At 39.5% G+C, this 25,509-nt stretch carries 17 protein-coding genes and 4 tRNA genes; 7 read left to right on the top strand and 14 right to left on the bottom strand.

All coding sequences use genetic code 11. The annotated features are described in order from the left end of the window. Window positions 1–4: 4 nt before the first annotated feature. Window positions 5–2,701, bottom strand: coding sequence for a DNA ligase D (ligD, locus tag ABDW32_RS00210; protein WP_343558522.1), 2,697 nt, complete (start codon window positions 2,699–2,701; stop codon window positions 5–7). Window positions 2,702–3,221: 520 nt separating this feature from the next. Here ligD and ABDW32_RS00205 point away from each other — a divergent pair. Further along, window positions 3,222–3,362 carry a hypothetical protein gene (locus ABDW32_RS00205; RefSeq protein ID WP_343558521.1) on the top strand — a complete coding sequence of 47 codons (141 nt, stop codon included), beginning with the start codon at window positions 3,222–3,224 and terminating at the stop codon, window positions 3,360–3,362. A gap of 428 nt (window positions 3,363–3,790) precedes the next feature. Here ABDW32_RS00205 and ABDW32_RS00200 read toward each other — a convergent pair. From ABDW32_RS00200 to ABDW32_RS00185, 4 genes are all read right to left on the bottom strand, one after another. Next, a tRNA-Leu gene (locus tag ABDW32_RS00200) sits at window positions 3,791–3,874 on the bottom strand. Window positions 3,875–3,948: 74 nt separating this feature from the next. Further along, window positions 3,949–4,827 (bottom strand): exopolyphosphatase, encoded by an 879-nt coding sequence (locus tag ABDW32_RS00195; RefSeq protein ID WP_343558520.1) that lies wholly within the window; start codon window positions 4,825–4,827, stop codon window positions 3,949–3,951. Window positions 4,828–5,221: 394 nt separating this feature from the next. Then, window positions 5,222–5,767: a hypothetical protein gene (locus tag ABDW32_RS00190; protein WP_343558519.1), complete on the bottom strand. Its 546-nt coding sequence runs from the start codon at window positions 5,765–5,767 to the stop codon at window positions 5,222–5,224. A gap of 75 nt (window positions 5,768–5,842) precedes the next feature. Beyond that, window positions 5,843–8,419, bottom strand: a complete 2,577-nt coding sequence (locus ABDW32_RS00185; RefSeq protein ID WP_343558518.1) for a phosphoenolpyruvate carboxylase — start codon at window positions 8,417–8,419, stop codon at window positions 5,843–5,845. 255 nt (window positions 8,420–8,674) lie between these two features. On the opposite strand from ABDW32_RS00185, the gene ABDW32_RS00180 reads away from it, so the two are divergent. Beyond that, window positions 8,675–10,867 (top strand): FUSC family membrane protein, encoded by a 2,193-nt coding sequence (locus ABDW32_RS00180; protein WP_343558517.1) that lies wholly within the window; start codon window positions 8,675–8,677, stop codon window positions 10,865–10,867. A 30-nt stretch (window positions 10,868–10,897) separates the two neighbouring features. Continuing rightward, window positions 10,898–11,884 (top strand): YpdA family putative bacillithiol disulfide reductase, encoded by a 987-nt coding sequence (locus ABDW32_RS00175; protein ID WP_343558516.1) that lies wholly within the window; start codon window positions 10,898–10,900, stop codon window positions 11,882–11,884. Here the strand turns inward: ABDW32_RS00175 and ABDW32_RS00170 are convergent. Next, window positions 11,881–12,495 (bottom strand): TetR/AcrR family transcriptional regulator, encoded by a 615-nt coding sequence (locus tag ABDW32_RS00170; RefSeq protein WP_343558515.1) that lies wholly within the window; start codon window positions 12,493–12,495, stop codon window positions 11,881–11,883. The two genes, ABDW32_RS00175 and ABDW32_RS00170, sit on opposite strands and share 4 nt — an antisense overlap. A 104-nt stretch (window positions 12,496–12,599) precedes the next feature. On the opposite strand from ABDW32_RS00170, the gene murB reads away from it, so the two are divergent. The 3 genes from murB to ABDW32_RS00155 all read left to right on the top strand — a co-directional run bounded on the left by murB (window position 12,600) and on the right by ABDW32_RS00155 (window position 14,677). Continuing rightward, window positions 12,600–13,616, top strand: coding sequence for a UDP-N-acetylmuramate dehydrogenase (murB, locus tag ABDW32_RS00165; protein ID WP_343558514.1), 1,017 nt, complete (start codon window positions 12,600–12,602; stop codon window positions 13,614–13,616). A 261-nt stretch (window positions 13,617–13,877) separates the two neighbouring features. Then, window positions 13,878–14,387: a sigma-70 family RNA polymerase sigma factor gene (locus tag ABDW32_RS00160; protein ID WP_343558513.1), complete on the top strand. Its 510-nt coding sequence runs from the start codon at window positions 13,878–13,880 to the stop codon at window positions 14,385–14,387. A gap of 32 nt (window positions 14,388–14,419) precedes the next feature. Further along, window positions 14,420–14,677 carry a cytochrome b5 domain-containing protein gene (locus ABDW32_RS00155; protein WP_343558512.1) on the top strand — a complete coding sequence of 86 codons (258 nt, stop codon included), beginning with the start codon at window positions 14,420–14,422 and terminating at the stop codon, window positions 14,675–14,677. On the opposite strand, the gene ABDW32_RS00150 is transcribed toward ABDW32_RS00155, so the two are convergent. The 5 genes from ABDW32_RS00150 to mgtE all read right to left on the bottom strand — a co-directional run bounded on the left by ABDW32_RS00150 (window position 14,672) and on the right by mgtE (window position 17,643). Continuing rightward, the gene (locus tag ABDW32_RS00150; protein WP_343558511.1) at window positions 14,672–15,586 is read right to left on the bottom strand and encodes a PfkB family carbohydrate kinase; all 915 of its coding nucleotides are present in this window, start codon (window positions 15,584–15,586) and stop codon (window positions 14,672–14,674) included. The genes ABDW32_RS00155 and ABDW32_RS00150 overlap by 6 nt on opposite strands. Window positions 15,587–15,643: 57 nt before the next feature. Further along, window positions 15,644–15,717: transfer RNA gene (locus tag ABDW32_RS00145), tRNA-Asn, on the bottom strand. 94 nt (window positions 15,718–15,811) lie between these two features. Next, window positions 15,812–15,885: transfer RNA gene (locus ABDW32_RS00140), tRNA-Asn, on the bottom strand. Between the two features lie 50 nt (window positions 15,886–15,935). After that, window positions 15,936–16,009, bottom strand: a tRNA-Asn gene (locus ABDW32_RS00135). A gap of 257 nt (window positions 16,010–16,266) precedes the next feature. Next, a complete protein-coding gene (mgtE, locus tag ABDW32_RS00130) occupies window positions 16,267–17,643 on the bottom strand; it encodes a magnesium transporter (protein ID WP_343558510.1) in 1,377 nt (458 codons plus the stop codon). Window positions 17,644–18,288: 645 nt separating this feature from the next. On the opposite strand from mgtE, the gene ABDW32_RS00125 reads away from it, so the two are divergent. After that, window positions 18,289–21,138 carry a hypothetical protein gene (locus ABDW32_RS00125; protein WP_343558509.1) on the top strand — a complete coding sequence of 950 codons (2,850 nt, stop codon included), beginning with the start codon at window positions 18,289–18,291 and terminating at the stop codon, window positions 21,136–21,138. Here ABDW32_RS00125 and ABDW32_RS00120 read toward each other — a convergent pair. The 3 genes from ABDW32_RS00120 to sppA all read right to left on the bottom strand — a co-directional run bounded on the left by ABDW32_RS00120 (window position 21,135) and on the right by sppA (window position 25,437). Beyond that, window positions 21,135–21,977: an endonuclease/exonuclease/phosphatase family protein gene (locus tag ABDW32_RS00120; RefSeq protein ID WP_343558508.1), complete on the bottom strand. Its 843-nt coding sequence runs from the start codon at window positions 21,975–21,977 to the stop codon at window positions 21,135–21,137. The two genes, ABDW32_RS00125 and ABDW32_RS00120, sit on opposite strands and share 4 nt — an antisense overlap. Before the next feature lie 391 nt (window positions 21,978–22,368). Then, entirely contained in the window at window positions 22,369–23,559 is a 1,191-nt protein-coding gene (locus ABDW32_RS00115) for a phosphoglycerate kinase (protein ID WP_343558507.1), read from the bottom strand. A gap of 111 nt (window positions 23,560–23,670) precedes the next feature. Then, entirely contained in the window at window positions 23,671–25,437 is a 1,767-nt protein-coding gene (gene sppA / locus ABDW32_RS00110) for a signal peptide peptidase SppA (protein ID WP_343558506.1), read from the bottom strand. Window positions 25,438–25,509: the final 72 nt, after the last annotated feature.

Genomic DNA, 25,509 nt, shown 5'->3' with positions numbered 1-25,509 from the left:
AGTTTTATTTATAATATTTTTCTACTATACTTTTTAAATTGATTCCCTTTCCAAGTACCGGTTTAAAAATATCCCCTTCACTGTTCATTCTTTCAATGGCATTCAGGATATGAAAATCACTTATTTTTAAACCCGTCTTCACTTCATCCCAATGAAGCGGCATGGATACGGTTGCGCCCGGTTTAGGACGAACTGAATAGGCTGCAGCAATTGTTGCGTGGGGTCTATTTTGTAAAAAATCAAGATATATTTTTCCTTTGCGATCTTTAACTGACCGTTCTATACTTGTGAATTTTGGAAGTTCACGATGAACTAAAGTGACAATCACCCGGGCAAATTCTTTGGACTGTTCATAGCTATATTTTCCCCCTAGCGGAATATAGATATGAAGACCTGTAGAACCGCTGGTTTTACAATAACTGGGCACGCCCATATCATCCAATACGCTCTTGGTAACCTGTGCTGCCTGAATTACCTGATCGAATGAATTTTTATCTGGATCAAGGTCAATAATACAGAAAGAGGGGTTTTCAGGCTTTTTGACCGTGCTGCTCCAGGGGTTCATTTCAATACAACCAAGATTGGCCATATAAAGCAGTGTCGCTTCATCTTTTCCTACTAGATAATGCCTATCCTTGTCATCTGTATCGCTATGGTAAAGGTAAGTTTCAGCCCAATCCGGAGCTGTATCCGTTACATTTTTAAAGTAAAAACCTTCACCTTCAATACCGTCAGGAAAGCGGTTCATGCTCTGTGGACGATTTTTCAAATAAGGTAATATAAACGGTGCTGCCTGATAATAGTAATTTATAAGGTCCCGTTTGGTTATTCCTTCTTTGGGCCAGAAAACTTTATCCAGGTTGGTGAATTTTAATTCATGACGGTTTATCTTTCTGACCTGGGTTTTGTCGTTAGGGTTTAATAGCGTTTTTCGCTCAGCCTTTCCTCTAGGAGTGATTATTTTATCTGCCATATCTATTATTTTTTCTGTTGGAGCCTCCTCTTCCAAAACAACTTTTTTAGCACTTTTATCCTCACGCATGCCATCAAAAGAAGGATGCCGCATTATTCCGTCGCCAGTCAATTCCGTAAAGCTCACTTCACACACCAGTTGCGGCTTTAACCATGTGACTGTGGCATGCGGCGGATTGGGTCTGAAACGTGAGGGTTTATTGATATCCGGTTCCTCTGAAAACGGCGTTTTAGATACAATGAGGGGCTTAAAAAGCACCATCATTTCCTTTTGTAGCTTTTCATTGAAACCTGTGCCAACTTTTCCTGTATAGATCAGCTTTTTTCCATCATAGACGCCTACAAGGAGACTACTAAACAATTTACTTGAATCATCATTCAGTGTATATCCTCCTATTACTACCTCCTGTCTTTTGTTCGCTTTGATCTTTAACCAATCGTTCGAACGGTTATGGACATGGTATATACTGTCCTTTCGTTTAGCCATGATTCCTTCCAGTCCCAGCTTCTTGGCTTCCTCAAGAAACTGGGTACCCGAAGTTTCAAAATGTTCGCTGATTAAAACACTTCCATGCTGTGGCAAAATTTCTTTTAAAATAGCCTTACGCTGCAGCAGTGGAAGATCTTTTAAATCCTGTCCATCATACCAAAGGATATCGAATACGTAATACACCAGATCACCATCTGCTTCGCTACGCCAGTTTTGGAGCGCTCCAAAGTTAGCCGTACCACTTTCACTGAGCACCACTACTTCCCCATCTAAAACAGCATCTAATTCCAGCTCTTTTAATTTATCGTAGATGGGATAGAATTTTTCGTTGAAGCTTTTATCATTGCGCGACTTCAACTCCACTTTACCATTATTCATAAAGGCAACGGCTCTATAGCCATCCCATTTGACCTCATAAACCCAATCCTCATCATCAAATGGTTTATCAACCAAAGTTGCAAGCATGGGTTCGATATGGGAATAAAATTTTTGCTTTGATGTATTTTTTAATAAATCCCGAAAATTTGTTTTCTTCGAGCCTTTCGCCGTGGGAACTGCTTCAAGCTGATCTTTAATCAGTTCAGCAGCTTTTGTTTTGGTAGCACGTTGATCTTTAACGGTGCTGTCTTTTTTTATGATATTTTCTCCATATACTTTATCTGGTGACTTCTCCATCTGTGGTATTGTTTTACCGGAAATCACCGATTTATCCTTTGCCGTGATATCCTTTTCACTGGCATATTTATCGTCCAGTTTCATCAGCAACCAGCCGTTATCTCCCCTTCCGTAAGCTTTTACCAACGCAAATTCTCCTTTTAGCTTTTTGCCATGGAGCTTAAATTTGAGCTTGCCGGAGTATAACTGATGTAAAAGAGCTTTTTCTTGTTTTGAAACATCCATAAAATCGCCTTCTGCCGGCTCATAGATACCTTCATCCCACACAATAACAGTACCGCCACCATATTGCCCTTTTGGGATGATTCCTTCAAAATTCCGGTAATCATAGGGATGATCCTCTACCATCATGGCAAGTCGTTTAACATTTGGATCCATAGAAGGTCCTTTGGGTACCGCCCAGCTTTTTAGTACGCCATCCATTTCGAGACGAAAATCATAATGTAGATGTGAAGCATCGTGTTTCTGAACCACAAAGCGTAATTCTGTTCCACTTGGTTTTCCGCCGAAAGGTTCCGGAGTTTTCTCTTCAGAACGTTTCTGACGATATTTAGATAGTCCCATAGCTCTTGTATAATGAATAATTTGAAAATTGAAATATTGAATTCCTAATGCTCAGAACCACTGCCTCAATTTCTAGCTGATTTTACTTTTTCCGATTTGTTATCTACCATGATTTCCTCTTTTTAAGACCAATATTTTAGTCATAAAAAAATGCAAATATTAAGCCGCCACTATTGCTTCTATAACATGACTCGAAAAGGTTTGGTTGAATTCTTTTTACTTCTTTCTTAAGAATAGGTAGAACGGACATTGAAATCTAAGTCAAGACCTGGCCATTTTTTCTTGTCTTAAAACAAAATTATCATTACTTCGTCTAAAATTTAATTGCTGGCACTTCGCTTATTTTATAACAAATTCTGAACTTTTATTGGCTAAAGATAATTTATGTATACTGATAGACGATTTTATCTTAGCGTCCAAAATACAGCAATTATTGAAATAAACAGCACCTCTTTACTACCTTGTTCGCAATTTTTAATTTAATAATATGTCTTGATCTATAGGCACTGATATCTTTAATATGAAAGCTTCAATTAATATTCTTCAACAATTGCTATTTGAACTAGCAGGTGTGCTACCCGATGGCACCTATCCTCTTTTTGAGTTGACCAGAGTCGTAACATTGGATGCCAATAAAGCTTATATCCGCAAAGGAGACTGAAGCCGTCGACTGACCTTTATCGAAAAAGGTATTAAGCTCTCGTTGAAGGAATGGTATTACTGCCTATCGTATTCCTCTTACCGATTCACCCGTTTACCATACTGCTATTTACGATAATCGCATTTATGATTAATGTTTACGGCCATTTAGGTTATAAAATTGCACCTAAATGGTTTCGACACACTTGATTGTTTGAAATCGTCAATACTTCTGTCTATCATAACATGCATCACAGTAAGTTTAAGGGAAATTATGGTTTATACTTTCGGATATGGGATCGGCTAATGGGCACCGAAAATCCCAATTACGTCAAAGAATATGATAGGATAAAAAACAACGTTTAACTAATCTTCTCAAGGGATTTGTGCAAATTGGCAACGAAATAAACAACAAAAAAGGAGACTACTATTGACTAGTGTCTCCTTAAGTGCCCAGGAGCAGATTCGAACTGCCACGCCCATACGAGCGCCACCCCCTCAAGATGGTGCGTCTACCAATTTCGCCACCTGGGCTCATATTCGCCTTTGGTATCACAAAAATAAAGATTTTTCCTTCTTTTGCAAGGCGAAAAATGCTTTTTAATGCTTTATTTCACTAAATTCCTATTGATCAAGGTTCTAATTACACCGTCAACCAAACCTACACGCGGGACAATGATTTGTTTTAAACGGCCGTACTTCATAATCGTCAGAAAAATCTCACTCGCAGGGATAATGACATCCGCCCGGTCTTCATTAAGTCCCAGCAAAATAATACGTTCCTTTAAAGAGAAAGACGACAAATGTTCGTACACAGCTTTCAATTTTGCATAAGACAATGGTTTATCCAGTTTCTCATTGGATAATCTCGCCAATTTATTGATATTACCACCGGTTCCTATCCCGATCACCTGCTTATACATATGCGTATTGCTGCGGACCCACTCCTTGAGCTCGTCCCAGGTTTCTGCTTTATCCTGATTATCTAAAATACGGATCGTACCTAAATTAAAGGATCTCGAATTAACCAAAACGCCATTCGCAAATAAAGACAGTTCAGTACTGCCGCCACCTACATCAATATAAAGATAGACCTTATCCTTTTCCATCTTATTATCCCAATGACTGTTGTAGATAATTTCAGCCTCCTTAGCACCTTCGATAATATCGATGTTGATTCCATTCTTTTTAACTTCTGCAACAATATCAGCACCATTCTTCGCATCGCGCATGGCCGATGTAGCACAGGCCATATAGTCTTCCACATGATACACATCCATCAATTCACGAAATGCTTTCATTGTTTTTATCAAACTCTCCGCCTTTCTCGGCGAAATTTCCTGATGGATAAATGCGTCATCGCCCAGGCGTAAAGGAACCCTTAAAAGCGTATTTTTTTTAAAATTATATTGATCCTTTTGCCCAATGATATCAGCGATCAAAAGGCGCACCGCATTGGAGCCTATATCTATAGCAGCGTATCTCACGTTATATTGTTTCTTATCTATTATTTGATTAAATCATGCTAAAATAAACACAGTTCTCAACAACTGTATTATAGTAATGTTAAGTTATTATTAATTTAACAACCCAACAAATTATTTCTCGTTTTGATTCCCCTATATTACTCCAAAAATGTTAGACTATACCATACAAAATTGAATTCCATTTTGAATGACGATGGCTAAAATACGTCCAAAAAAGGCTTTTGAATACTCCCGAACAAAAAAGACTGTTCTGTCCTCTCATTTTCCAGCAGTCTTATTAGTGCTCTTATAGCGCCTTCAATTAATCCTTGGTAACAGCGAGGAAACGAGCGCATAAAAAAAGGAATATTCACCTGGATGAACATTCCTCTTTTTCACACATGTAGTCACCTACTTAGTGATGGCCATGGCCTTCAGCTTTTCCACCAGCCAGTTTATAGATTTCTTCAACTTTTTTCAACGACTCTTCAGAAACATGAATGACATTGCGATTGGTGTTTAGCTCTTCACGAGTCAATCTACTATTGATTTCACCCTGTTTTGCAAGAACCACTGCCAAAAATGCTTTATCATTGAATGCCGCAGTACTATCTGATCCGATTGAAGTTGGTGTTTCAAACGCAGGTACACCACGTTGTGCATCACCGACATGCAACTCTTTAGCCAAACCGTCCAACTCGGGCAACACCGTCGCATAAGCTTCCTTAATTTTAGCCGCCACATTCTTCACTTCTGCTGAAGTCGATTGTTTTGCCGCTACATCAGCAAGGTTTACTAAATAGTTTCCTTCCTCACCAACGAATTTAATCATTGCAAAAGCATCACCATCTGCTAAAGATGCATTAGCATATTGACGCTGTCTATTTGCAGCTGTTTCACCACAAGACGCAAATACAGTACTCGCACAAGCAGCTACAACAAATAACTTATTAATCTTCATATCAATTTTGTTAACTATACAAAAGTAGATAAAATATACTTTCTGCGAAACCTTATCCGCGAAAAGAAACAAAAATTAGGCAACATTCCTTCCAGCATTGATAACACCGAATATTGTCCGCGCAATCAGTTTCGAATAATCTTCCCGTTGTGCCTCATCCAGTTTATCGGAATTGAGCGCACGAATAGCATAATGTTGGATCACCAATAGAGGCAATACAATACTTTCGCGTGCAAGAATCGACTCGCGGTCTACCGGATAGTTCTCCATCAATTTCGATGTGCCACTGAGTTTTAAAAGATACTCTTTTGTAATCTGATATTCCGCATGGAGGTTTTTCCAAAATTCACCGTACACCTTATCTTCCTTCATATAAGCTGTGATATCAAAATTAGACTTGGTCATGGACATCATACAGTTGTCGATCAGTGTCTGGAAGAATCCCGAAGAAACATACAATTGTTGCACATCTTTCCATAGGTTGTTCTTTTCAGCCCATTGCAATGCGGTACCTACGCCATAAAATCCAGGGATATTTTGCTTCAGCTGACTCCACGATGTAACGAAACTGATCGCCCTTAAATCTTCAAGCCGCAGTTCGCGCCCTGAATTTCTCTTTACTGGTCGACTCGAAATATTGATGGACGAAAGTGCTTTCAATGGAGACATCGTTTCCAAATAAGGTAGGAACAGCTTATTGGTACGGAGATCCATAAATTTATGGTGACTCAATTCGGCCAATTTATCAATAATCTCTTGCTGATGTTTAGTCAGGGTATCCCCCACACGTTGCTTTAAATCAGAGATAATGCCCGCATGTAGGAGCTGCTCTATATTAAATCGAGCGGTATCCAACGAACCATATTGGCTACTGATTGTCTGTCCCTGGATCGTCAATTGAATATGATCGTTGGCGATTTCCTTACCCATGGAAGCATAAAAACGTTGTGTTTTACCTCCGCCACGCGCTGGAGGCCCACCGCGGCCATCAAAAAAGACAAGATCCACATCATATTCACGCGAAATGGCTGTCAACTCTATTTTTGCCCTATAAATTGACCAGTTTGCCATCAGATAGCCTCCATCTTTTGTACTATCCGAATAACCCAACATAATGGTCTGTTTATTTCCTCTCCGTTTCAAATGCGCCTTATACTCTTTATTGCTATATAAGGTCTTCATTACGTCGGCAGCTCTAGTCAGATCGTCCACTGTTTCAAACAAGGGCACAAAATCTATCGTTAATGCATCTTTCTTCCAACCGGACCACAAAAATAACTGACGCAATCCGAGGATATCACTTGCTTGCTGGCAATTACTAATAATAAAACGCTGCGCTGCACGCTCAGAACCCGAACGTTGGATGTCCTTCAGTAATTTGATTACTCCGGAGGTGTCTTTCGTCAATGGATCTGCATCATCACCCACACTTAAATCCAATTCTTTAAACTTCAATGCTTTTTGTTTATCCGCTTCATTCAGTTCCAGGTAATTCAACGGAACACCAGTCGCCTCCGGATTTTGCTGTATCAGGTAATTTGTCGCTTCACGTAGGATTCGGCTATCCTGTCTAATATCCAGGGTTGTGAAAAAACAACCGAATGTCATTACCTTTCGGAGCAGGTCATCGACAATCTCTACAAAGAGACCATTATGATATTCTTCCAATACATTTTTGATCGCTTTTAAGTTTGTAATGATATTATCCGTTTCATCTGCTGGATTTTCAACAGGGTTAAAGCTATTTTCATAAAACAGGGTCTGTAGGTTATCCATATAGGTTTCTACTCCCCTGAACGTGATACGGCGTCTTACAATGCGGAAATCACGATAATAACATCTAAATAAAATCGTCCGTAATAAAGCGGCTACTTTTTTGGTACTTTCAACACTTACATTCGGATTTCCGTCCCGATCTCCCCCTGGCCAAAAGCCCAGTTCGATCAGCTGTTTTACCTCTTCGGTATCTACATCCAGCTCATCATCGATGAAAGACTGGATCTCAGAAGCTACCTTATAAAAAACATTTTCCAGGAACCAGGCTAAACTTGCGGCCTCGTCTACCGGAGTCGGCTTATTTTTATTGATGAACGGTGTTTTACCCAGTTGCTGCAACAGTAAATGTATACTATGGATATCATTGGTCTTTATTGCATCAATCAGATCATTGATAATCCCTAATACCGGTCCTGGATAAAATTGTGTAGGGTGAGCCGTAAGAACCAAACGGACGGAGAAATCTTTTAATTTAGAAACGATTTTCCGTCGCATATCACCATTCCCCTCCGCATTCTTGATCAGGGCTCCCAAGACGTTTTCATCGTCCCCACGGCCAACCATCTGAAAGGATGAATCCTCTATTGCATCAAACAATACCACCTGACGTTCTATATACTGAACAAAACGAAACAGTAGGTCAATACGCTGTTCCTCCGAAGAAAACTCTTCATGCTGATCAAAAAAACTTTTTATAATCTCATCCGGAGTCAAATGCTGATCAACGCCCTTCTCGCACTGCTTTGCAAAAAAAGGCAATAAAGTACCCGTATCTTTAACACGTTGAAATGGCAATGTTAAAAACAAACTTTTGAAAAGCTCAAAGCGTGTCAATACCTCGTCCTGAAAGACGGCTTCATTTTTACTTTGCTTCATATTTAAATCTTTGAAAAATGGTCAAGAGAGTTTAGGCGACTCTTGAGTTTCTGTAATAATCTGAAATACCCTACGCACCAAATATAGCAATATTATATTTAAACAAATAAAAAAATATAAATTAATCAAAAAAAACATCAAAATATTATAAAGATATTAATAGAATTTAGTAATTTTTCGTTTTTAGTATATTCTAACAGCAAATAGGGAAACCGCAGGCTAATATAGCCTTATCTCGTATATTTGTGCTACATTATGAAACAGACACAGGAAATAAAAAGTTTTTTCTACAGTCAGTATTTTGCGGATGGGCTGCGCATCACCATCGGATGTATTGTGCCTGTCCTCATCTTCGCCACCATCGGTCAGTTTACCAACGGAACCATTGTATCTTTGGGAGCCTTATTAGTTGGGTTATCCGATACGCCAGGAGCACCGAGCCATAGACGCAAAGGAATGTTTGCGGGAGCTATACTGACCACGCTGACATTTATTCTCACCAATATTGTCAATCAGAATGTATACCTTCTCGCTATTTTTATCGGAATAGCCTGTTTTATCTTTGCCATGTTTGCGGTATTCAACAGTCGGGCAGCAAATGTGGGCCTGATGTGTATACTGATGATGCTGATCCACGTACAAATACACTATCCCCTTGATCAGGCAATCAACTACCTTGGATTCTACACATTGGGCTGCCTGTGGTACATCACAATCAGTCTCTCCATCACACAGGTACGCCCCTATCGCTTGGCCGAGCAGGAACTTGCGGAAACCATTCGTTATGTCGCTGATTATATTCGACTGAAGGCCAATTTTTATGATGCTAAAATTGACAATGATAAAAATTACCTAAAACTGATCGACAAACAGGTCGAAGTAAATCAACATCAGGAAAACGTAAGAGATCTGCTGTTTCAAAGTAAAAGATCCATTAAAGACACCACAAAAGTAGGCCGTTACCTGACGTTAATCTTTAATGATATCGTTGACTTATTTGAGCAGAGCATGGCGGCTCACTATGATTACAATACCATCAGTGAGCGCTTTGGCCCTACGGGTATCCTCGATGATTTTCGAAACGTTATTTTAAAATACACCAATGAACTCGACAATCTGGCCTACCAGCTCAATACGAATATTCAACCCAAGCCCCTGTATGATTTTGATGCGGACCTCGCACGGCTCCATGCTAAAATTGACCAGCTCGATAAAGAACATCAATACAGCACCTTTGCCCTACGTAAAGTATTGATCAACCTACGTGACCTGGTACGCCGTATCAAAAACATTTATGGCTATTCACATCTGCAACCGGATGACGTCAAACGTAAAGAAATTGATGATGCGAAACGTTTCGTGCAAAGCTCAGCCATCGACCTAAAGAAATTCCGTGAAAATCTTACCTTAAAATCAACGATCTTTAGACATGCCTGCCGCATGGCAATCGTTATGTCGATCACGTATTATGTTTTTGAGACCACCAAGATCACCAACAATGTTTATTGGATTTTACTGACGATCATGGTAATCTTGAAACCAGGCTTCGGCCTTACCAAAGAGCGCAATATACAACGTCTTATCGGAACCACCATCGGCGGACTGATCGGGGCTGTCATCCTATTGACAATACATGATCCAACCATACTATTTGTACTTCTAGTTTTCTTTTTCCTAACAGCCTATAGTTTATTTCGGGTCAATTATGTGGTCGCGGTATTATTTATGACACCTTATGTATTGATCATGCTCAGTTTCGTCAGTTCCAATACCCTTGAAGTAACCAAAGAACGCATTTTGGACACCTTTATTGGAGGAATGATTGCTTTTCTCTCCAGCTATATTATCTTCCCGAACTGGGAAAGCATGCAGGTAAAGGAGTCTATGCGAAAACTGCTGATCGCCAATTACAATTACATCTTTCAGGCGTTAAAAGAAATTGCAGGTCAGGCGCCATCGATTACAGACTACAAGTTAGCCCGAAAAGCCGTTTATGTTGAAACCGCGAATATGGGTTCCACCTTTCAGCGTATGCTGACGGAACCTAAAAAAAGGCAGAAATACAGTAAGGAGGTCAATAAATTTGTCATCTTCAACCATATTCTGGCTTCTTTTTCTGTTACACTGATGAATCATCTGGATCAGATGGATAATAACTACCTTACCAAGGAGCACGTACGGACTATACGAAAAATATTAAGCAGTCTGGATCAATCCATTCAATTACTTCATTCATCAGATTCCACTACGCTATTTTTACCGATGGATATTGAGATATCAAACCATCGTTTTGACAATAGTGACATCAATTCCGCTGATGGAAAACTATTGGAAGAGCAATTGGAGTTCTTGTACAAGATTGCACAGGACTTAAATAAGATTGTCCAGGATCTCCATGACAAAAGTGCCGCGGAACATGCAGCAGAATTATCTAAACAAGCAGGCTAATTTATCTGAAAAATTCACGAAATTTACATTATGAGTGAACATCTAACAAGCTCCTATGACGTTATCATCGTCGGAGGTGGACCCATCGGCCTCGCCTGTGCCTTGGAAGCAAAACAGGCCAATCTCAACTATCTCATTTTGGAAAAAGGATGTTTGGTTAATTCGCTCTATAACTATCCGCAAAATATGACCTTTTTCTCCTCTTCTGAACGATTGGAAATTGGGGATATCCCTTTTGTGACGACAAATCCAAAACCCCGAAGGACAGAAGCGCTGGAATATTACAGACGTATCCAGCAAAAATTCGAACTGGACACTCATCTGTTTGAAGAAGTATTGGATATTCAGAAAAATGAAAATGCCAATTTTAATGTAAAAACCAGCAAACGCAGCTATGTCACAAAAAAAGTCATCATTGCTACAGGATTCTATGATATCCCCATGCTACTCAATATTCCCGGAGAAAAACTTGACAAAGTAAGACACTATTACAATGATCCCCATTACTACAGCGGCCAGAAAGTTATTGTTGTAGGTGCGAGCAATTCGTCCATTGACGCTGCGCTGGAAACATTTCGAAAAGGGGCGCAGGTAACCTTGGTCATCCGCGGCCATGAAATCAGCCCAAGAGTCAAGTATTGGGTAAAACCGGATATTGAGAATAGAATTGCTGCTGGAGAAATCGATGTACTTTACAACAGTGAATTAACAACTGTGACCGAGACAAGCGCCTTCATTCAAACACCAACAGGCATTATTGAGATCGAAAATGATTTTGTACTTGCACTGACAGGATATCGGCCAAATTTTGACTTCCTACGAAAAATAGGTGTTGATATCCCAGAACAGGCCCCCTGCATCCCATGCCATAATGAACAGACGATGGAAACGAATATTACAGGCCTATATTTAGCAGGAGTCGTATGTGGCGGATTAAATACCCACCTCTGGTTTATTGAAAACTCACGTATCCACGCCAAGCAGATTATCGAACATATTCGCTCAACGCCGATTTAACGCTGTTGATACCGTAAACCGTTTAAGAAGATTTTCATCATTTTCTTCTGCAAACTGAGGATATGATCAAATTCTTCTTTCGTAGGGAAGAGCATATTTTTCATATCCTTTAAGATTCCCATCCGCATACCAAACAACGAATACAACAAAATACGGGCAGTTTCATTCAGATCATCTACACGAATCTCCCTTGCCTCTACGCCAATTTTAAGGATTTTTTCAATAATTTCAACTTCCCGCAGATAGGATTCTTTGAACACTTGCTCCAATTCATCCGGAAGTTCTTTGACCATTTTCATGGTATATTCAAACAGATTATAATATTGATTAATGGCCTTGACGCGCATATCAATAGAGTACATCATGATTTCTTCAAAGTTGCCCCCCTTATCGATGACCGCTTCGATCTCTTCAATCATTTTATTAATAACATACTCAAAAACAGCAGAGTATAAACTATTTTTATCCGGAAAATAATAATAAAGCAATGCTTTCGAAAAATTAAGATCCTTAGCTATCTCCGACATGGTCGTTTTAGCCATTCCAAAATGTGCAAAGCGCCTTGTTGCAGCTTCCAGAATTTTGATCCTTTTTACATCTGCGTTACCCATTAAACTTATATTTTTTATCGTTAAATAAACGGTTTATACTATCTTTACCGATTATCATGCTAAAGATAGCTGATTTTTTTGAATTTCTGAAAACTTAAGTCAATATGGAATTAAACATTCAATCGAATATCTCTTTAAAACCCTTCAATACATTTGGAATAGAAGAAAAGACAAATTACCTGATCGAAGTGAATGATAATGAAACATTGACCGAAATTTTTAAACAGGGTCTTTTTAACAAGAAATTTTTTGTTCTTGGTGCCGGTAGCAATGTTTTGTTTACCAAGCCGTTTGATGGATATATTATCCGAATGACCAGTAAAGGTATACAGTCAAAAGTGGAATCAGACGATGTGTATGTTACCGCAAAAGCTGGGGAAATCTGGAATGACTTTGTTTGGCATTGCATCAGAAACAACTATGCCGGAATAGAAAATATGGCGCTTATTCCTGGAACTGTTGGCGCATCTCCCGTACAGAATATTGGAGCTTATGGCACCGAATTAATGTATGTTTTTCACACCTGCGAAGCATTCGATACCCAATTGGGTACATTTAAAACTTTCAAAAAGGAAGATTGTGATTTCTCCTATCGGGACAGCATCTTTAAAACAGCGCATAAAGGTCGTTTTATTATTACTGAAGTGACCTATAAATTGAGCCTCACAGCACAGATAAATACAAGCTATGGTGCGATTGAAGCTGAACTTCTAAAAGAAAATATAACAGCGCCTTCCATCGCTGATATCGCGACCATAGTATCGAAAATCCGTGTTGAAAAGCTGCCAGATCCAAGTACCGTTGGCAATGCCGGAAGCTTTTTTAAAAATCCCGTGATCGATGCCGATACTTTCGAAAAATTATTGGGACTTTATCCAACGATCCCACATTATCCAATGCCCGGCCAACAAACAAAACTTGCTGCAGGATGGTTAATAGAACAGTGTGGCTGGAAAGGTAAAGAATATGGACAAGCCGGTGTCTGGAAAAATCAGGCACTTGTACTAATAAATAGACAACATGCTAGCGGTCAGGAAATTTATGACCTTTCTGTCCAAATTATTAACGATGTACAGGACAAATTTGGAATTACGCTCGAGCGTGAAGTTAATTTATTGTAAAGAATAAAAAAAAACATCTTTGCTACATTGCAACTTTATAGAACAATAATATAGCCTCTATCCGTCCTCAACATCATCTAAAGCCAAGCTTATTTACTTAAGGTTAATACACGCACACGTTTGCACGTCTTAAAATAACCTTAAAATTACATTAAGAAATCCCTTTTTAAGGATTTTGGCGCATTATTTGCCTCATACTTAACGAACCGCATTTTATAAACTTACTGTTTCCCAAAAAGAACAGTTATAATTCATTAAGCTATGACAAAGAATGAATTTGACAGCATGGTTATTGAGCAATCGGACTCATTAAAACTCTACGCCAGAAATTTTACCAGCGACTATGAAGATGCAAACGATCTTGTACAGGACACCATCCTCAAAGCTGTAACCTATTTCAAGAATTTCAAAGAAGGCACTAACCTAAAGGGATGGCTCTATACCATCATGAAAAACACGTTTATAAATAATTATAGACGGATTGTAAAAACCAACTCCTTTATCACTAAAGATGAAGAAATCTCCAATTCAAATTTATTAATATCCGCTTCAAGCAATCAGGGAGAAAGCAAATTTGTCATGGAGGATATCCACGAGGCCCTAGCCAATCTTTCAGAAGAATACTACATTCCCTTTTCCCTCTACTTCGAAGGGTTTAAATACCATGAGATATCAGAACATTTAAACATCCCCATTGGAACAGTAAAGACAAGAATACATGTAGCCAGAAAATTAATGAAACGATCATTATCAGCTTATAAAGTAGCTTAGTTTTTTCTATCTTCGCATTCTTACAGATTGTGATGGAAAAAGAAGGATTACCTGAATACAGCAAGAGTCAGCTTGCATTGCGAAATGGCCAGGATAAACCGCAGGTATGGGTTGCTTATAAAGGTTACATCTACGATGTCAGCGACAGTAGGCTTTGGAAAAGGGGCATGCACTATGAACACTGGGCGGGACAGGATCTAACTGAGGAGCTTAAAGACGCTCCTCATTCAGACAGTGTATTTTCAAGGTTTCCAGTAATCGGAATCCTATATGTTAATCACAACCTATAGATTAAATTGAGAAAGGGCGACAAATGCGTTCAGACGCTTCTGTATATCCTCTTCAGTAAGATCTACTAGCCGCTCTGTGCCAAATTTCTCCACACAAAAAGAAGCCAGCGCAGACCCGAAAATCAAAGCATTCTTCATATTGGTAAAATTGATGGTTTTAACTTTGGCCAAATAACCGACAAAACCGCCAGCAAACGAATCACCCGCTCCTGTAGGATCAAATACATCTGCTAAAGGTAATGCAGGAGCGGAAAAGATCTGATTTTCCCCAAAAAGTAATGCACCATGCTCACCTTTTTTTATGATCAGGTATTTTGGCCCCATCGCCAAAATAACCTTTGCAGCTTTGACCAGTGAATATTCTCCGGATAACTGTCTGGCTTCAGCGTCATTGATCGTCAGGACATCAACCTCCTTAAGTACTTTCTTTAAATCATCTAAGGCAACATTCATCCAGTAGTTCATTGTGTCAAGCACAACCAATTTTGGCTTCTGCTTTAAGCGCGCTAAAGTGGTCAATTGCACCTGTGGCGTCAGATTCCCAAGCAGAAGATACTCACAGTCCTGATAACTGTCAGGAATAATCGGATCAAAATCTGCCAGTACATTTAAGTCAGTCGCTAGCGTATCCCGGCTATTCATGTCATTGTGATATCTTCCTGACCAGGAAAATGTTTGTCCGCCCTGCACAATCTGAACACCCGATACATCGATTCCGCGATCCTTTATAAGGTCAAGATTGCGGCTTCCAAAATCTTCGCCAACAACGCTGACCAATTTGATGTTGTCACATAAATAGGACGCCGCTAGACTCGCAAAAGTACCGGCACCACCTAGAATTCTGTCAGTTTTACCGAACGGTGTTTCTATTGTATCAAAAGCCACCGTACCAATAATTACTAAACTCATAGTTTTTTAATAAGCATGGTAAACAAAAAAACCGGCGTAAAGCCGGTTTCAATATTGCTCCTGAAGCTGGGCTCGAACCAGCGACCCTCTGATTAACAGTCAGATGCTCTAACCTGCTGAGCTATTCAGGAATGTTTAACTTTCCGAGAAACTTCTTTCTCATTGAATGCACAAAAATAGCACATTTATATATTATTCGCAAATAATTTTATCATTTGCTTACTGCTCCTGAAGCTGGGCTCGAACCAGCGACCCTCTGATTAACAGTCAGATGCTCTAACCGGCTGAGCTATTCAGGAATGAAAAATTGAATACTTTAAAAACTCCGGTTATGTAAGTCTTTAAATTGCTCCTGAAGCTGGGCTCGAACCAGCGACCCTCTGATTAACAGTCAGATGCTCTAACCTGCTGAGCTATTCAGGAATGTTTTCTTCAATTTTTCCGGAGACCCTATCGCGTTTCCGTGATGCAAGTATCGGAAGATTATTAGAATACTACAAATTTTTTGAACACATTTTTTACAACTTCCTAAAATCCAATTAGAATAATTTATTTTCTCTTTTTCCAATTCATGCTCAAAAACCTCCTTTATGCAATTCAAACAGCATAATTACTATTTACTGCTGTCCAAATAACGACAGCTTGATCCATTTTTCCGATGCATCAAATGCAAACGAACCTTAAAGTAACACGCCTTTGAGAATAAGTGTGGCCACGGTAAAATAGATTAAAAGACCGGTAACATCGACCAGGGTTGAGACAAATGGTGCCGATGAGCTCGCGGGGTCAGCACCTAGTCGCTTCATCACAAAAGGAAGCATAGAACCCATAAGGGAACCCCAAAGGACTACACCGATTAGCGACAAAGAAATAACCAAAGCCACCAATACCCAGTATTCGCCATAACTATGGGCAAAGGACTGCCAGGCCATAATCCTTAAAAAACCCAGAGCACCCAAAATAAGCCCAAGCAAAAGACCAGACAAAATCTCTCTGCGCATCACACGCCACCAATCCGAAAGTGTCACCTCCCCTAACGCCATAGCCTGTATAATCAGCGTCGAAGCCTGGGAACCACTATTGCCCCCACTGGAAATAATAACCGGCATCAAAGCAAACAACATAATCGCGCTCGCCATCTGCTCCTCAAAATGCTCGATAACCGTAGCAGTCAACAACTGACCAAGAAATAAAACAATCAACCAACCGGCCCGTTTTTTCACCAGGTTTTTAATGGATACGTCCAAATAAGGTTCATCCAAGGCCTCGGTTCCCCCAATACGTTGCATATCCTCTGTATACTCTTCATTGGCAACCCACAGGATGTCGTCGACCGTAACAATTCCAAGCATCACTCCCTGCCCATCGACAACCGGAAGCGCAACCCTATTGTTCATACGGAAAATATTGATTGCCTCCTCCTGCGGATCATAGGCATTCAAAGAAATCAAACGGTGATCAATCAAGTCTCCCACGATTGTTTCAGGCTCCGCCATCAACACATCTTTGATACGAATATCATCAATCAGCTTACCATTTGAATCAATGACATACAGCACATCTATAGTCTCTGAATCCTTCCCATAGCGACGGATATGCCCCAATATTCTTTCGATGCTCCAATGCGCTTTTACCGTAATATAATCCGGAGTCATCAAGCGCCCTACACTGTCCTCGGGATACCCCAGCAATGCCAAAGCTTCTACCCGATCTTTAGGTGGTAAAAGCAAAATTAAATGCTTAATATCGTCCTTCATTTCGGAGAAAAAAGAGGTCCTGTCATCCGGAGGCAACTCGTTAATTAAAGCACTTATTTTAGCCTTGGAAAGCTTCTTAAAAATCCGATTTTGGGTAGGAAAATCCAGGATCCGGAAAACGTTTACAGCACGATTTAAATTTAAGGATTCTATAAAGAGTGGACCATGTTCTGGCAGTTCATCAATCAGCTCCTCCACCTCAGAAATATTCAATTCATTTAGAAATTCTTCCAGCCCAACAAGATCGCCATTCGCTATCAACTGTTCTATTTGACTTACCTGCATTTCCAGTTCTTCCATATCTTCCTTTCGATTTTAAAATCCTACATCGGTACAAAATTATATGTTACAAAAATCGCTTTTTTAAAGTAAATTCTGAATAAAAAAATAAATAATAAAAAGATATCAAATCAGTACTGATGTTTAACCTTCACAACAGACCAAAGAATTTAATCTGCCTCTAAATAAGACATTTTGTCACTAACAGATATTTCAGGAAGCCGCTCGGGATTTGACCTGGGAAAAGAGAAAGTCTCCGAGTGAAAAGCCCCTCAGTCCAAAACTCATCTCCACACCAATCAAACACGAAAACCAAAATAATCTAAAAGTTCAACGCTTCAGGTACAGCACCTTCATCTGGCCACATCCGAAAAACTTATACCTGCAAAAATATGCAAATATTTTTTTTGCCTCAGCTATCTTATGGCTGAATATTTAAGTATATTCGTCACATACTTTTCGCTAACTGAAAAGTGAATTTACAGCGAAAAAGAAACGTATCAAAGTTGATCTTTAAATGCCATTATAGAGCAATAAAATCAAAAACATAAACACAATAAATGCATAAAAATCAACTAATTAAATAGTAATACAAAAACATATAATTCATATAACACAAGAATATTTAGCTAAAAAAAATAGCAAGCCATAAAACATACCTCAATAATGAAATATAAAAATATAATTATCAGTATATTAACACAATTCATATTAACATTATATTCAAAAAATACTTTTGCACAGTTTTTTGAAGATAGTCAAGCGCCACTCAGCCAAAAATGGTTCAAAATCGAGACCCCGAATTTTAAACTTATTTTTCCCGAAGAGATGAAAGGTGCAGCTCCTACCCTAGCAAATCAAGTCTACAATTCTTTACGAATAACCAGTAGAAATTATCAAATAAAACCCCGGCAAATTCCTTTCATTATACACAACACGAATCTACAGACAAACGGTTTTGTTCAGTTATCCCCTCGAAAATCCGAACTCTATAGTACTGCTGGAGCCGAGCCCGACAACCAAACATGGTTACCTAATCTGATTCTTCATGAGTCAAGACATGTAAACCAATTTGACAAATTGACAGGAAAATTACACGCTCCTTTTTTCGAACAACTAGCCTTAGCTTACTATGGGCTAACAGTTCCTTCCTGGTTTTTTGAGGGTGATGCGACATTGACTGAAACCATTTATTCCCTTGGAGGAAGAGGCCGGCTACCATCTTTTGAAATGCCGATAAAAGCCAATTTTCTGTCTCAGCAGAAATACAGTTTCAATAAATACCTGCTCGGATCCTTTAAAGACATTGTCCCCAGTTATTACACCATCGGTTACCTCATGACATCGACATTAAAGTCCGAACTGCCCTCAAATTACGAAGCAGATTTGTTTTCCGAACTCAATAGACGTCCGCTCTATCCCTATAATATTAACCGTGTACTAAAGAAAAAAATCGGGGGAAATAGCAACGATTTGTTCCATAAAACAATCGCAAAATTAGACACCATATGGAAAGAAAAAACAGCAGATTATTTAGCTCAAAATTACACGGAAATTTCTGGTCAAAGTAACCGTTATTATAACAGCAATTTATTACCAAAATCAAGGGGAAATTTGATTTACTTCATTAAGGAAAACCCGGAAAAAACAAATGCAATATATACGTACGACAGCGACAAAAAAACAGAAGCACAACTTGTAAAAACTGGCATCCAGTTGACCCCACATTTCGATATCAACAGCGACTATATTGTATGGGATGAACTCCGAAAAGATCCTCGTTATAACAAAAGAACTTATAGTATCATCAACTTAATGAACCTGAAAACAGGAAAAACTAAAGGCCTCACTAAGCAGTCGAGATATTATTCACCCGTATTTAGCCCCGTAGACGAATCCATTGCCTGTATCGAAGTAGATTTATCCAATAGGAGCTACCTTACGCTCATAAGCCTTAAAAACGGCTCTGTGATCAAACGGATAAAAGCAGCGGGATTCGAGCAGCTTCAGCACCCGGCATTTAATACCCAAGGCGACAAAATAATTGCGATCCGATTATCAGAAATGGGAACTGCACTCTGTGAAATTGATCTCAAAAATGATGAAATCACCAACCTGACTTCATGGGGAAACCAGCAATATGAACGTCCTCAATACCTTTCAGGTATGAACATCCTTGTAAAAGCAAACTTTAATGGTATTGATAACGTTTATAAGATAAACCGTCAAACAGGAACAAAACAACTGCTGACGAAAGCACCATTCGGTGCTTTTAACCCTTTTTATGATAAAACGACAACGCGACTACTTTTTAACAACTACCAATATAATGGTTATAAAATCAGTCAGACAAATTTGGACACAGTCTTCGATATCAAGCCGGAAAAGGATTATTTTTCTCATTACTATGCCAGTACATTACAAAAAGATAGTATATTCAATGTTGCCGCCACAGCACCGGACTCCAGCCAACGGTACAGCATTACACCTTACAAAGGACTTGAACGGACATTTAATTTCCATAGCCTTTCACTGAGCAGTAGTAACTTTGAAAGTTTCGACAATTTTAAACCCGGAATCTTCTGGCTGTCAAATAATATCTTAAACACCACCCAGATTGCTCTTGGTTACGAGTATGATACAGATATCAGAAAGGGAATTTATTCAGCCGAGTTAACATATAATAAGTACTTTCCAAAATTCTCATTACGTTACGAAAACAGAGGTCAGATCGCAGCAGCAACGATGCCCAACAAACCTGATAGCAGCATTCGATTCGATTGGCGGGAACATTACGTATCCTCGCAGATTTCCATTCCATTGTCTTTTTATAGACTTGACTATAATTATTCCACGGGATTCAATTTCGCAACAGCCTATCTGAAACGTTACAACCTGAGCCGCAATGACCTCCGAAACTTCAATTATGAAACTGCATTTCCATTGACCTACCAACTATATTTCAACCGAAATGCCCGTATGGCCAGAATGGATCAATACCCGAGATGGGGACAGAATTTAAGTGTAACCTATAGACATACTCCTTTTGAAAATAAGGCCAAAGGGGAAATTCTATCTGCACGAACAGTGTTCTATTTTCCTGGATTCGCAAATAACCATGGATTTCAGATCCGCTTAAGTGCTCAGGCCGGAACAGGAATCTATGAATACATCAACGATATTCCACTGGTCAGCGGATTCAGTTACTATAAATATGAGAAAGTAAAAAATACATTGCTAATTAATTATCGATTCCCTATCGCTTATCCTGATTTGGGAGTAGGGTCATTAGCTTATATAAAACGGATAAAAGGTGGGCTATTTGCAGACTATCAGAATATTCACAAACATAAAGAAGCAGCTCCAAAGAGCTTTGGAACATACCTTTCCTTTGATTTCAATGCCTTCAGATATCCACTCCCCGATTTTGAGTTTGTTGTAAAGGGAACCTATATCAATGATCGTACGGCGACACAGCGCATCGTACCGACAGTAAGTCTAAATTACACCTATTAGCGATGCAAGGCCCAATTAAAATTAGCCGCTAAGGCATAATGATCTGACAGTGGCAGGCCCTTGACATTGGTAAACAGGTTATTCTCTATATTATAATCACGCGCGGCCAAACTTAGGTGACTATTGCTACGGTAGAGGATTTTATCTATTGACTCATGCTGATTGCCAATAGATAACATATGCGGGGGCTTAAATGCATGCTTCGCTTCTGGTACAAGACCACCATTCTGGAGTTCGACCCAACTATCTACCAATGCGGTTGACTCCATAAAATCATGTAGATTATCATCACCAAAACTATAATGCGCATTAAAGTCCCCCATGACAATCAGTGCATTTTCACTGGAATGCTCACCGATATAATCACGCAACTGGTTAAGATTATCCCTTCTAGCGCTGGAGGCGCGTCTATTGTTCTGCGCATTTGCATGTACATTATAGACATCCAACCATATCCCGGAAACGATTTCCACTTTAACCAAAGTAAAACCTTTTGGCGTTAAAAAATCGGCTCCGGTACGCCTCTTCCAGGGAACGCGCACAACATCCGACATCGGAAAACGGGATAAGGTATTTAAGCCGTCTCCAAAAGGTACCCGCCCCTTGGACTTCGTGCGATAAGGATGTTGGTTACCGCCAAAATAAAGACTATTGTTATAATTGAAATCCTCCTGAACGTTCACGATATCAAAAGGATTAATTTTTTTACCTATTTCAGCGATACTCCGGCTTCTACCCGTAATTGCAGAAGAAATAAACCCCGGCAACCCCGCTACATTATAGGTCAATACCGAAAAAAAACCTGAACTATCTCTTTCTTTTTTGTGATTCGCATCCATCAATAAAACCTATATATCATCTAATGATAAATTTAAGAAATACCATAAATACTCGCCAAAGCTGTACAGATATTTAACAGATAATTGATTTAAATCTGACATAAGCAGAGAAAACTGTTTCTTGGCAGCCAAAGCCATCATTGTAAAAACCTATTGAAACACTATCGCAATACATCATACCCATAAAAAATGATTTCCAATGCATTTATAAGAAACCTATCCCCCTCATTTGCTCACAGGCTACCCTAGCAATGAAAGCTGACAAAAGTTCCGACTAATCAATAAACTGTGCTCCGTGAACTTTTGATGAAATTATGCAAACCAATAAAAAATACCTGCAAAAAAAAAGGGATAACTCAACGTTATCCCCTTCCTATGTTATTTTAAATAATTAGTCTTCAAGTGCTTTTACACCAGGAAGAACCTTACCTTCCATATATTCCAATAGCGCGCCACCACCTGTACTCACGTAACTTACATCTTCGGTCATACCAAATTTACTTACCGCAGCAGCTGAATCCCCACCCCCTATTAAGGAAAATGCACCATTTTTGGTCGCCTCAACCACAGCATCAGCAACAGCTTTCGTACCTTTTGCAAAGGTATCAAACTCAAAAACTCCCATAGGGCCATTCCAAAGAACTGTTTTTGAATCCTTGATAATAGCTGCAAAATTCGCAGCAGACTCCTTTCCGATATCCAAGCCTTGAAGATCTGCAGGTATCTGATCATTTGGACCGTCATATACATTGGCATCGTTGGAAAATGCATCGGCGATTTGGGCATCTGTAGGAATAACCAAATTGACACCTTTTTCCTTCGCTTTTTTTACCAATTCATTTGCCAGGTCCAGTTTATCCATCTCAACCAATGACTGACCAATTTCGCCGCCTCTTGCTTTAATGAAAGTGTAGGCCATCCCTCCACCGATTAACAAGTTATCTACTTTATCCAATAAAGCTTCGATCAACTGAATTTTATCAGAAACTTTTGCTCCACCCATAATCGCTGTAAACGGTCTGACGGGGTTATTCAATACTTTCTCTGCGTTTCCCACCTCAGCAGCCATTAAATAACCGCTATATTTAGCTGTTGGGAAAAACTGCGCGATGATCGCCGTTGATGCATGTGCCCTATGGGCAGTACCAAAAGCATCATTCACATAAACATCGCCTAATTTCGAAAGCTTTTCAGCAAATCCCACATCCCCTTTTTCCTCCTCTTTATAAAAACGTAGGTTCTCAAGTAATAACACTTGGCCAGCCTGCAATGCCGCAGCTTTCCCCACAGCCTCATTTCCAATACAATCATTGGCAAATTGAACTTCCGCACCTAATACCTCAGAAAGGTGAGAAACAATATGTTTTAATGAATACTTATCAGTAGGACCATCTTTTGGTCTTCCTAAATGGGACATCAATATCACACTTCCGCCGTCATTCAAAATTTTCTTTATTGTCGGAGCAGCTCCCTGAATACGATTATCATCCGTAATATTGAAATTCTCATCCAAAGGAACGTTGAAATCTACGCGAACCAAGGCTTTTTTACCTGCAAAATTTAAATCGTCTACTGTTTTCATTATGTAACTTTAATGTTTTAGGATCTGTCGTTTGCCAAACGAACAGCTAAATATAGAAAAAAGGCATTTATTTTCATCAAATAAATGCCTTTTTATCGGATTAAATTATCATTAATGGATTTCAACAGCATAAGGTAACCTGGCCTGCACCCCACTTTGTGCTGTTGCCTGCCTCATTACATCGAAATAACGATAGTATTCACCCATTTGTTCTTTCGCCACCCAAGCCTGAACTTTTTCTTTCGAATTGTTCAATATCGAGGTGAACGGATCCTCCTTGGCAGGATATTGGGTAACTTTATACTTAGTTAGGTTTGCTTTTTTAGCCGCAGCCTGAATAGCGGCATCAAGATTACCCAAACGATCCACCAGTTTATTGCTTACGCCCTGTATACCTGTCCAGACACGGCCTTGACCAATGCTATCAACATTCGCCACCGGCATCTTTCTACCCTCGGACACAACTTTTGTAAATGTAGCGTATACTTTATCAACCTCGCGCTGGATTATATCTCTTTCTTCTGCTGTCAAAGGACGATCAAAAGTCGTCATCAGATCCGCAAATCTCCCAGTTTTCACACCATCATAGTGAACGCCGATTTTATTGTTCATGAGATTCTGAAAATTCGGTATTACACCAAATACACCGATTGATCCCGTAATTGTCGTTGGTTCCGCAAATATAGAGTCTGCGGCAGCTGCAATATAATAACCTCCCGAAGCCGCAACATCTCCCATCGAAACGACAACAGGTTTAACTTTCTTAGTCAAAATCACCTCACGCCAGATCACATCTGACGCGAGAGCCGAGCCACCCGGAGAATTCACCCGCAGCACGACTGCCTTTACAGCATCGTCTTCGCGCAACTTTCTGAGTTCTCTTGAAAACTTATCGCCTCCGATCTCTCCTGGGCGCGTACCCTCACCATCCACGATCTCGCCAACAGCATAAAGAACCGCTACTTCAGATCCACTCACATCTTCTTTTACCTTCTTATTATAATCCAATAGGGAGACAAAGGATATTTCTTCCTTATCGCCTATTTTCAATCTTTTTCTGAGATCAGAAAGCAATTCATCCTTATATATCTTCGCATCGGCAAGTTTATACCGCACCGCATCATCCGCATTACGCACCAAATAACCATTGGCTATACCACGCAAAGAATCCGCAGGAATATTCCGGCTCATGGATATTTCTTTAATGAAAGTATCATATATACTACCCAGATAAGAAGTTACTTGCAAGCGGTTTGGATCACTCATTTTATTTAGGAAATAAGGTTCCACAGCACTTTTAAACGTTCCCACCTTCACAATCTGCATTTCGACCCCAACTTTATCCAATAGATCCTTGTAAAACATGGTTGAACTCGCAAGTCCCCTAAAATCAATGGTTCCCTGCGGATTGACATACACTTTATCGGCAATACTCGCTACATAATATGCTTTTTGATTGTATCCCGCATTGTAGGCAACGACAAATTTCCCTGTTTTTTTAAATGCCAACAGTTCGTCCCGTACGGCTTTCAGACTTGCAAAACCGGTACCGATGCTGCCCGCATCCATATAAATTCCCTTAATATTGCCGTCAGTGGCTGCATACCTTATTCTCCCCAAAATATCATCCAATCCGATGCTCTTCGTAGAATAACCGGGAAGATTTAAGCTCCCAAAAGGATTATTGTCATTCCTTTCATTGATGTCATAGTCAAAGGAGAGGAATAACACCGAATTGCTTTTGACAACCACCTCCTGATCAGAGGAAGCCGAACTGATAAGCGCTCCGATAATCCCCATAAAAACAATAAACAGAATCACAAAAGATATCACAATCCCCGTGATCGTAGCCAATACATACTTAAAAAATGATTTCATATTTTACAATTAATTCCAATCCATACAGCCTTGCAAATGGAATGATTTATTTTACACTAAAGGTAATGCAAT

The organism is Sphingobacterium sp. (assembly GCF_039596235.1).
GTDB lineage: Bacteria > Bacteroidota > Bacteroidia > Sphingobacteriales > Sphingobacteriaceae > Sphingobacterium.
Note: the sequence above shows the minus strand (reverse complement) of the source record. Positions and strands in the feature narration are given on the sequence as shown.